The organism is Microbulbifer sp. (assembly GCF_051659245.1).
In the GTDB taxonomy this organism is placed as follows: domain Bacteria; phylum Pseudomonadota; class Gammaproteobacteria; order Pseudomonadales; family Cellvibrionaceae; genus Microbulbifer.
This window is the reverse complement of record NZ_JBOFOC010000033.1, coordinates 1-9,305: the sequence shown is the minus strand read 5'-3', so window position 1 is coordinate 9,305 and position 9,305 is coordinate 1. Positions and strand designations below refer to the sequence as shown.

Sequence of the window (9,305 nt, the reverse complement as noted above, 5' to 3'; positions counted from 1 at the left end):
TGCCACAGTTATTCATGTCAGTCCCCTTCTGGTTTAAGGCGCTTAGCGACCTTGTGTTTCAAAACTCAACCAGTTTAGGGGACTGACCTCCTACTGAGCTAGATCTTGGCTCGCCGCTTTATTACATCTCCTACAGGGGGGATATTCGCATTCTGTCAGGGCAGGATTTTTTCCAGCCGCTCCAGGTCGTTGACCACCCGCCAGCTGCCGCCGCTCTGCTCCACCTTGCTCTGCCACTGCTCCAGACGCCCCAGGTATTCGGTGGGGTCGACGTTGTCGCTGCCCAGCTTGGTGACATTCAGGGCCACCAAGTCGAAGCCGTTCAATTGCAGGGGAATATCCCGGTTGTAACCCTCCTTGATCTCCTCCTTGAGGTCGGAAAAGATCAGGATGGTCTTGCGTCCGGGCTCCTTCTCATTGAGGTATTCCACCGCCTGCAACAGGCCGCCGGTGATATCGGTGTAGGCGGCGGGCTCGGTTTCCGCCACAAACCGGTCGACAGCCTGCTGGAAGGCCCGCTTCTGTTTGTTGGTGACACTGGGGCGGTCGTCAAAGGTGACCTTGGCCTTGATGTTTTTCTCGCTGAAGCTGCCGGTGTTGATACTGGCCACGGCAAAGGTGTCGCCGGGATTCATTCTCGCCAGGGTGAAATTGATCACCTGCCGGGCCTTGTCCAGCTCCCGGGTGTAGGTGCCGGAAGTATCGATCAGCATGTACACGCCCTGGTTGCGCGCCACAGGCTCGCCGCAGGCGGCGAGCAGCAGGCAGCAGAGGATGCCTGTCAGTCTTTTCATTGTACTTTCTCCGCAGTTGCCGATTGGGGGGGCTCCCGCCAGCTGAGGTATTTGCTCTCCAGCCACAGGGGGAAGAAAATCAGGATATCGTAGAGGCGCACCAGCATACCGCCGGCCCGCAGGCAGGCGGTGCCGGCGAGGCGCAATACAACCGACAGCAGGCGCAGTGCAAAGCCGACCAGTACGCCGATCACCGTGCGCGCGGAGGCGATAAAGTTTTCCAGGGGAATCGCCACGAAGGTGAGCGCAAAAGGCAGGATAAAGCCCATACCCATCTGCGCCGCGGTGGTGATCCAGTAAACGCCAGTGCTGGCGGCAGCCACTTCTTCGCCCCGGAGCTGGGCGCTCACCGCCAGGTCCTCCTGCATCAGTATCTCGCGCATAAACGCCAGCCCCGCCTCCACGGTGGCGAGGAAGAACAGCAACACGAAGGCAGCCCACATCATGCGCATGCGCAACTTGTCGCTGAGCGCGCCGATCACCGGAAACAGCCGGGTGATGCGCAGGCACTCCATGGCGAACAGGCCCATGGTGATCTCCACCAGAATAATCACCAGCGCGGAAATATCCGCCACCTTAAAATTGCCGATATAGCTGGTTCCGCCGACCATTTCGGTCATCGGTCGGGCGATCAGGTGGAAATTGATCAGGGCACCGCCCACGGCGATGGCCAGCACAAAGGCGGAAATAAAGAATTGGCTGAGGGAGGAGGAGGAGAGCATGCGCTGGGCGCGGTCGCTGTCGCGAAGGATTTCCTCGTAGTGTTCCATATGGCCGTCGAGCACCTTTGCGCGGCGGTTCACCGAATCGACGCTCTTGTTGACCCGCCCCAGGATGGAGAGGATGGATCGCCAGTGGGGCATCATGCGCCGGAGCAGCTGATGTCGCACCCTGGCGGACTCCCGGTAGGCTTCCAGCGCCTTGGACTCCGCCTTGCGCATGGAGTGGTTGATGGTCTCCAGCACATCCCCCACCACCGGGTCCTGCTTGGCGGGAATATCCGCCACCGCCTTGATCGCCTTGGCCCAGTTGGTGGGCTCCGGCGGTACTTCGGCGCTGCGCACGTAGTCCTCGTCGATGGCGGTAAGCTGTTCGCAGAGTTTGCGGTGCAGGGCCGGATACTGTGCCAGCTCCTTTTTCATGACGCTCTCGATGCGGTCGAACTCGCGCTCGATATGCCGCTCCGCCGCCTCGCGCCCCGCCGCCAGCAATACCTCCCGGTTGCGTTGCTGCAGGCGGCTTTCCGCGCCAGCCACCGCATTGGCCCCCAGGCGCAGGGACTGGTGAAAGAAGCGCGCCAGGGCCAGGATGCCCTGGTGCACCGGCTTGCGCGCGACAAACAACGCCACCAGCGCCAGCACAAACCACAGCCAGAGCGGCGGGCTATCCAGTAATCCGGTCACGGTATTGTCCCCTTGAGATCTGATGTTATCGGCACCCATCCTAACAGCAGTCAGCGGGCGGCACATGCCCCCTTCCGCTGGTATTCATCAGTCCCCGGGGAAAAGCCGGGGAAGATTATTTCAATTGCAAGACCAAATGGTGTAAATTCGCGACATAATTATCAAAAAAACCGGAACTCCTTCATGTTGATGCCTCAACATGGAAACAACCAGGAAGAAACCGTTATGTTTGCCGATCACGATCCCACCCTGGTCGTCCTGTCCTATATGGTCTCAGTCCTGGGTTCCTATACGTCCCTGCAACTGGCCCTCGCCATCCCCAGCGCGAAGAACCGCCGGGAAAAATACCGGGCCATCGCCTGGGCCGGCGTTGCCATGGGCTGCGGCGCCATCTGGGCAATGCACTTTATCGCCATGCTCGCCTTCGAGATGGACATGCCCACTTCCTACGACATCCTGATCACCCTGCTGTCCGCCCTGATCAGCGTCGGTGCCTGCTGCCTGGGGATGACCATTGCCACCCTGGGAACCTTCCGCATCGACAACCTGATGCCCGCCGGCTGCATCATGGGTTGCGGCGTGGCCAGCATGCACTACTGCGGCATGGCGGCGATGCTGATGCCGGCGGAAATCGAATACGACCTCAATATCCTGCTGGCTTCGGTGATTATCGCCGCGGTGGCCTCGATCGCTGCACTGTGGCTGGCGTTTCGCACCCGGGGCCACCTGCAGAAGCTGGCCAGCGCCCTGGTAATGGGGGTCGCGGTCTGCGGGATGCACTACACGGGTATGACCGCCGCCAGTTTCCGCCACACCGGCGTGATGCCCAGTGGCACGGGGCTCGGAGCCATCAGCGGCGATTACCTGGGCATAGCGACCTTTTCGATCAGCGCGGTACTTCTGGTCTGGGTACTGAAGAACACCCTGGCCAAGGGCAAGGCGGCACCCGTTTAATCCAATCGCTTGCGGAAACGGGCGATGGCCAGGGTCATCATCAGTGCGATAAAGACCACCAGCGCCAGCACGTCCGGCCACAGTTCCAGCAGCCCGGCGCCGCGCAACATCACACCGCGGATCAGGCGCAGGAAGTGGGTGAGCGGCAACACCTCGGCGATCCACTGGGCGATATGGGGCATGCCGTCGAAGGGGAACATAAAGCCGGAGAGCAGTATCGAGGGCAGGAAGACGAAGAAGGTCATCTGCATAGCCTGGAACTGGGACTGGGCACGGGTGGAAATCAGCAGGCCCATGCTCAGGTTGGCGAGGATCAGCAGTATGCCGGCCCAGTAGACATCCAGCACACTGCCGCGGATGGGCACGTCGAAGAGCAGCATGCCCAGCAGCAGGATCAGGCTGGTCTGCACCAGGCCGATCAGGCCGTAGGGCAGCACTTTGCCGATCATCAGTTCGGCGCTGCTCACCGGGGTGGCGATCAGCAGTTCCATGTTGCCGCGTTCCCGTTCGCGCACTATGGCCACCGCGGTGAACATCACCATGGTCATGGTGAGGATAATACCGATCAGTCCGGGGACGATATTGATCGCGGAGACGCGCTGGGGGTTGTAGAAACTCACCACTCTGATCGGCGTTTCGGGAAGCGGCACGGAAGAATTCCGCGGCACGCCGGGCACATGGACCAGCGGCATCTGCGCCAGCTGCGCGGCGGCGCTCTGCACCACGGTATCGCTGCCGTCCACCAGTACCTGCACCGCCTCGCTGCCCTCCTCCAGGCGGCGCTCGAAATCCCGGGGTATCACCACCCCCACGCTGATCTCGCCCCGGCGCAGCATGGCCATCAGTTGCTGCGCGCTGGTCGCATCCGCTACCGGCTCGATTATCCCGGTGGCGAGCATGTCCATCACCACTTGGCGCGAACCGCTGGTGCCCGCCTCATCGGCGATTGCTGCGGGCAGGTGGCGCAGGTTGAGGTTGATGGCATAGCCGAACAGGATCAGTTGCATGATCGGGATGCCGATAATCATTGCCAGGGTGATGCGGTCCCGGCGCAATTGGCGCACCTCCTTGACCACCACTGCCAGCAGTCGCCGCGAATTCACGATTGTTCCTCCTCCCTGGTGTCCTGTCTGGTATTAAATAGTGATATCAGAGCCCCCCAGATTGTTCACAGTTAGGCGCAGCTCGCAGGGAATGGTCATTCCATTTTCAAGAGCTGCAACGCAGCTGTGGGCAATCTGGGGGGCTCCCTTCGGGCGGGCCGCTAAGCAGCCATCTGCGGCGTTGCACTTGCTTGACGTAGATGACTACGCCGGCGCAAGTGCGCCTAGCACCTGGCCGCTTAGCGACCCGCTGATATCACTATTTAATACCAGACAGGACACTAGTTTCCCTGTAGGTAACCGCGACGAACACATCCTCGAGACTGGGCTCCGTGGGTTCCGCCTCGGCGCTCAATCCCTCTCGTTCAAAGACTTCATTGATCCGCGCCGTATTGTCGTCCACCTTCTCCAGGAGAACCCGCAGGCTGTTGCCGATTTGCGCCGCGCTGATAACCCCCGGCACGCCGAGCAATATCTCCTTCGCCCGGCGCGGGTGGTCTGTGCGCACCTCCAGCGTACGCCCCCGCAAGGAGCCGGTCAGATCCGCCGGGGAGTCGTCCGCCACCAATACCCCCCGATTCAAAATCGCCAGGCGGTGGCAGCGCTCCGCCTCGTCCATATAGTGGCTGGAAACCAGCAGGGTGGTGCCGGCGTCCGCCAGTTCGAACAGCTTCTCCCAGAAATCCCGCCGGGACTCCGGGTCCACGGCGCTGGTGGGCTCGTCGAGAAACAGCAGTTCCGGCTTGTGGATCACCGCGCCCGCCAGTGCCAGGCGCTGCTTCTGTCCCCCACTCATGGTTCCCGCCAGTTGGTCGGCGCGGTCGCTGAAATGGTATTCCTCCAGCAACTCGTCCACCCGGGCCGCGGTGTCGCGGCGCGACAGGTTCTGGATCGCGGCGAGAAACTCCAGGTTTTCACGCACCGTGAGATCGGTAAACAGGGAGAAGTGCTGGGTCATGTAGCCGATGCGCTTGCGCAACGCATCGGCCTCGTCGGGAATCTTCAAGCCCAGCACTTGGATATCCCCGGCGGTGGGGGTCAGCAGGCCGCACAGCATGCGGATGCTGGTGGACTTGCCGGAACCGTTGGGGCCGAGAAAACCGTATACCTGCCGGCGGGCGACGGTGAGATCCATATCGTTCACCGCCACCAGGTCGCCGAACTTTTTTGTCAGGCCGCGGGCACGGATCGCCGGTTCGGATTCGCTCATTGTGCGACGTCCGGAAACTCTGCAGTGTTCCCCGCCCCGGAGGAGGCGGTGTGGGGAAACTCCGCTCGCAGCGGCAGTCCGGCGGGCAGTTCGGCGGCATCCTCTCCCAGCTGGATTTCCGCCAGGTAGCTGAGCCGCGCCACATCGTCGCCAGTAAGGGCATAGTAGGGAGTGAAGACCGGCTCATTGCGGATCATCCGCACCCGCCCACGAAAAGCTTTTTCCCGCCCCTGTAAAAAGACCTCCGCGCTGTCCCCCGCCTGCACCTCCGCGCGCAGCGGTTCGGGGATATATACCCGGGCGTAGGGCGCGTCCCCCACCAGCATAATCGCCAGCAAACCGCCCACTGGCGCCTCGTCCCCCAGCTTGAAGGGCAGGTCGTCCACCAGGCCGTCCCTGGGGGCCTGCACATCGAGCTTCTCCAGCAGCACCGCCTGCGCCTCCGCTTCCGCCCGGGCCTGCCCCAGGGCGGCCTCACCCTGCGCGATCTGTTCGCTGCGCGTGCCCCGCTCCAGTTCCAGCAGCGCCGCCTCGGCGGATTCCACCTGTGCGGTAGCGGCGTCGGCGGCAGCCTTGGCGCTGTCGATATCCTGCTGGGAGACATAGTCCTGGCGGCCCAGTTCATACAGGCGGCGGTAATGGTCCCGCGCTTCTTTTTCCTCGGCGCGGGCGGCGGCCAGACTCGCCCGGGCGCGCTCGATCTCCTCGATCCGCGGGCCCACCCGCAACTCCTTGAGCTCCGCCTCGCGCCGCTGTACCTCGGCGCGGGCGGCGTTCAGCTGCGCGCGGGTGCGGCTGTCGTCCAGTTGCAGCAGGAGCTGCCCGGCACTGACCCGCTGCCCCTCGCGCACCTCGATGCTCACGATCTTCTCCGCCGCCGGTGCCGGCAGCGCGATGCGGTCCCACTCCAGAGTACCCAGGGCCTGCTTCGGCTCGGGCTGGCAGGCGCACAGCAGCAGTGTTGCGAACAGGACGGAAGACCCGACGCCCTTCATGGCTTCAACTCCAACCCCCGCTGCAGCAGTGCCAGGGTATGCCGCTGCATATCCTCACCGGTGATATCGTCCGCGTCCTGCAACTGCCGCCAGATGGGCGCACCGGCGACGGGAAACAGGGTCAGCCCGATCAGGGAGACCAGCAGCAGGCGGGGGTCCAGGTCGGCATTCAGTTCCCCCTCCCCCTGGGCGGCGGCAAACCGGGCAGTGAAAAGGCGGGCCACTTCCTTCAGGCGGTCGATCATCAATCCCCGCAGGGCTCCTCCCTCGCACAATACCTCCCTCACCCAGAGCGGCGGCCACCAGGGATTCTCCGCCACCACCTCGTCCATGGCGGAGATAAAAGCATTGATCAACGCCGCCACATCACCGCTGGCAGAAACCAGTTTCTCCTGAACCCGGTACATCAGCGGCATTATCCGGTCCTCGATAACCGCCTGCCGCAACTGCTCCCGGTTGCCAAAATAGTAGTGCAATAGCGCGGGGGTAACGCCGGCCTCACTGGCGATGGCCTTGAGCGAGGTAGCCCCCACCCCTTCGCGGGCATAACAGGCCAGCGCCGCATCGATCAGCGCCGGGCGCAGCTCGGCGGAGTCGCGGCCCGGGCGGCCGGGAGGCCGCTTATTGGCCGCGCTTCTGGACGCCATGAATCCCACCTCCAACAGATAAGTAATTAAAATTTAATTAATGATTTAATTAAATTCAAGAATTACAACGGTCATGAGAAAAACTTTCGTTTGGCGGGACTTAATCGCGATTAATTTCAATTATGCGAACAATCTTGAAAAAAAATGCTAAAGGGTCGAGAGAAAATGAAAATGTTCTCACATTAAATGAGGGGCGAGCAGGCCGAAGGGAACCGTCGCCAATGGCGCCGAAACCCTTGGCAGTTCAATGAGGCAAGCACATCCGCATATTTACATGGGGACCCACTTCACCTCGGAGCCGAATGTTCACAACCATGTGCGCTACATCCTGCGCCTGAGTTCCGCGCTGCTGCCCGATGGCCCCGAGGCTTCCGACCTCCGCGGCACGGTTTCGACCGTCGAGTCATCGGATATCTTTGCCCTGGCCAACGGCGAAACCCGCTCCAAGCACTATTCCAACCAGCGCCTGAAAGACTGGACCCATATCGGCGCCACCGGCGACAACGTCGGTATGTGGGTGGTCCGGGACGACCAGGAGGGCGGCTCCGGCGGCCCCTTTTACCGCAGCCTGCTCAACCAGGCCACGGATACCGACCAGGAACTGACCTATATCGTCAATTACGGCCAGGCCCAGACCGAGGACTTCAGGACCGGCATCCTGAACAGCTACACCTTCATGGTGACCGGGGGAGAAGCCCCCAGCGGGCGGCCCGATACTTCCTGGTTTGCCGATATGGGGTTGCGGGGATACGCCGCGCCGCCTGAACGCGGCCGGGTGGCGGGCGTCGGGATCAACGGCATGGACCCCAATTACGACTACACAGTGAGCTTCGCCAGCGACACCGCGCAGTACTGGACCGATGCCGATCCAAATAGAGATGGCTACTACAGCCGCAACGGCATGCGCCCGGGCACCTATAAGATGACCGTCTATAAAAACGAATTGGAGGTCTACACACGGAGGTGACAGTCGCCGCAAGTGAAACAACGATTCTTCACAGCATTTCCATTGCGGATGATCCCAGCCGCGATCCTGCGATCTGGCGCATCGGCGACTGGGACGGCTCGCCACAGGAGTTTCTCAACGGCGACAAGCTGACGAAGATGCACCCTTCCGATGTGCGGATCGATACCTGGGACCCGGCCAACCATATTATCGGGTCATCCAGTGATTCGGAATTTCCCGCGACTATGTGGAAGGAAGTCAACAACGATCATATCGTCTACTTCAAATTGAACAGCGATCAGATCGAATCCGCTCACACCCTGCGTATCGGGCTGACCTGCGCCTTTGCCGGCGGGCGGCCCAAGATTACGGTCAACGACTGGATATCGGGCAACCACCCTCCCTCGAGCCAACCCTCGACCCGCAACCTGACCACCGGCAGCTATCGCTGCAACAACGTCACCTATCCCTTTGAGATCCCCGCCACTGCCTGGAAGCAGAATCCCGGAGAGTGGAACCGGTTGGTGATCTCTGTGATCAGTGGCTCGGGTGCTTCCGGATTTTTGTCGGCGGGTTACAGTGTCGACAGTATCGATCTGCTCGAATAATTACAGGAGGTCTCGCAGCGGGCCTGAGGCCCGCTTGTGGAACAGGGATCAAATGTGCTGGACCTGGTCGATCTCGTACTCGACCGCGCCGGAGGGGGTGTGCACTTCCACTACATCGCCCTCCTCCTTGCCGATCAGGGCGCGGGCGATGGGGGAGTTGACGGAAATCTTGTGGTTTTTCACATCCGCCTCGTCGTCGCCGACGATCTGGTAGGTGACCTCCTCGTCGGTATCCATATGGATAATGCTCACGGTGGTGCCGAAGATCACCTTGCCGCTGGGCTCGATGGATTTGACATCGATCACCTGGGCGAGGGACAGCTTGCCCTCGATCTCGCGGATGCGGCCCTCGATAAAGCCCTGCTTTTCGCGGGCGGCGTGGTACTCGGCGTTTTCTTTCAGGTCGCCGTGTTCGCGGGCCTCGGCGATGGCCTGCACTACGGCCGGGCGCTCGACTCTTTTAAGCTTTTCCAGTTCGGCGCGCAGTGACTCGGCGCCCTCTACGGTCATTGGTACCCGGTTCAAAACGGAACCTCCGGATTTATTCATTAGAAAACCAGGCTTCGCCTATGGGCAAAGCCTGGCCGGTATTTCGAAAATTTGATTTTGCCTCCTGTAGGAGCGGCGGGGCGGCCATCCGCCCCG

Annotated in this window: 10 protein-coding genes; 3 read left to right on the top strand and 7 right to left on the bottom strand. The window is 61.6% G+C overall.

Annotated elements, in window-relative coordinates:
• Positions 1-155 precede the first annotated feature (155 nt).
• Both ACRC0P_RS03600 and ACRC0P_RS03595 read right to left on the bottom strand, forming a co-directional pair.
• A complete protein-coding gene (locus ACRC0P_RS03600; RefSeq protein WP_438628422.1) occupies positions 156-794 on the bottom strand; it encodes a VWA domain-containing protein in 639 nt (212 codons plus the stop codon).
• Entirely contained in the window at positions 791-2,197 is a 1,407-nt protein-coding gene (locus ACRC0P_RS03595) for a hypothetical protein (protein WP_438628421.1), read from the bottom strand. Before ACRC0P_RS03595 ends, ACRC0P_RS03600 begins: the two co-directional genes overlap by 4 nt.
• A gap of 183 nt (positions 2,198-2,380) precedes the next feature.
• On the opposite strand from ACRC0P_RS03595, the gene ACRC0P_RS03590 reads away from it, so the two are divergent.
• Complete coding sequence (locus ACRC0P_RS03590; RefSeq protein WP_438628420.1) at positions 2,381-3,151, top strand: MHYT domain-containing protein; 771 nt, start codon at positions 2,381-2,383, stop codon at positions 3,149-3,151.
• Here the strand turns inward: ACRC0P_RS03590 and ACRC0P_RS03585 are convergent.
• The 4 genes from ACRC0P_RS03585 to ACRC0P_RS03570 form a co-directional block, all read right to left on the bottom strand.
• The gene (locus ACRC0P_RS03585; protein ID WP_438628419.1) at positions 3,148-4,254 is read right to left on the bottom strand and encodes an ABC transporter permease; all 1,107 of its coding nucleotides are present in this window, start codon (positions 4,252-4,254) and stop codon (positions 3,148-3,150) included. The genes ACRC0P_RS03590 and ACRC0P_RS03585 overlap by 4 nt on opposite strands.
• Positions 4,255-4,513: 259 nt before the next feature.
• On the bottom strand, positions 4,514-5,464 hold the full coding sequence (locus ACRC0P_RS03580; RefSeq protein WP_438628418.1) for an ATP-binding cassette domain-containing protein: 951 nt from the start codon (positions 5,462-5,464) through the stop codon (positions 4,514-4,516).
• Positions 5,461-6,459, bottom strand: coding sequence for an HlyD family secretion protein (locus ACRC0P_RS03575; RefSeq protein ID WP_438628417.1), 999 nt, complete (start codon positions 6,457-6,459; stop codon positions 5,461-5,463). Before ACRC0P_RS03575 ends, ACRC0P_RS03580 begins: the two co-directional genes overlap by 4 nt.
• Positions 6,456-7,106, bottom strand: coding sequence for a TetR/AcrR family transcriptional regulator (locus ACRC0P_RS03570; protein ID WP_438628416.1), 651 nt, complete (start codon positions 7,104-7,106; stop codon positions 6,456-6,458). Before ACRC0P_RS03570 ends, ACRC0P_RS03575 begins: the two co-directional genes overlap by 4 nt.
• Positions 7,107-7,353: 247 nt before the next feature.
• Here ACRC0P_RS03570 and ACRC0P_RS03565 point away from each other — a divergent pair, with 247 nt between their 5' ends.
• Positions 7,354-8,073, top strand: a complete 720-nt coding sequence (locus ACRC0P_RS03565; protein WP_438628415.1) for a rhamnogalacturonan lyase B N-terminal domain-containing protein — start codon at positions 7,354-7,356, stop codon at positions 8,071-8,073.
• Positions 8,070-8,660: a polysaccharide lyase family protein gene (locus tag ACRC0P_RS03560; RefSeq protein ID WP_438628414.1), complete on the top strand. Its 591-nt coding sequence runs from the start codon at positions 8,070-8,072 to the stop codon at positions 8,658-8,660. The genes ACRC0P_RS03565 and ACRC0P_RS03560 overlap by 4 nt, the downstream gene beginning before the upstream one ends.
• Before the next feature lie 48 nt (positions 8,661-8,708).
• Here the strand turns inward: ACRC0P_RS03560 and greA are convergent, their stop codons facing one another.
• Positions 8,709-9,185, bottom strand: coding sequence for a transcription elongation factor GreA (greA, locus tag ACRC0P_RS03555; RefSeq protein WP_438628413.1), 477 nt, complete (start codon positions 9,183-9,185; stop codon positions 8,709-8,711).
• Positions 9,186-9,305 lie beyond the last annotated feature (120 nt).

Bases quoted from the DNA above. Each gene is read 5' to 3' on its own strand.
- ACRC0P_RS03600 (WP_438628422.1), bottom strand. From the start codon at position 794: ATGAAAAGACTGACAGGCATCCTCTGCTGCCTGCTGCTCGCCGCCTGC.
- ACRC0P_RS03590 (WP_438628420.1), top strand. From the start codon at position 2,381: ATGTTGATGCCTCAACATGGAAACAACCAGGAAGAAACCGTTATGTTT.
- ACRC0P_RS03580 (WP_438628418.1), bottom strand. From the start codon at position 5,464: ATGAGCGAATCCGAACCGGCGATCCGTGCCCGCGGCCTGACAAAAAAG.
- ACRC0P_RS03575 (WP_438628417.1), bottom strand. From the start codon at position 6,459: ATGAAGGGCGTCGGGTCTTCCGTCCTGTTCGCAACACTGCTGCTGTGC.
- ACRC0P_RS03570 (WP_438628416.1), bottom strand. From the start codon at position 7,106: ATGGCGTCCAGAAGCGCGGCCAATAAGCGGCCTCCCGGCCGCCCGGGC.
- ACRC0P_RS03565 (WP_438628415.1), top strand. From the start codon at position 7,354: ATGAGGCAAGCACATCCGCATATTTACATGGGGACCCACTTCACCTCG.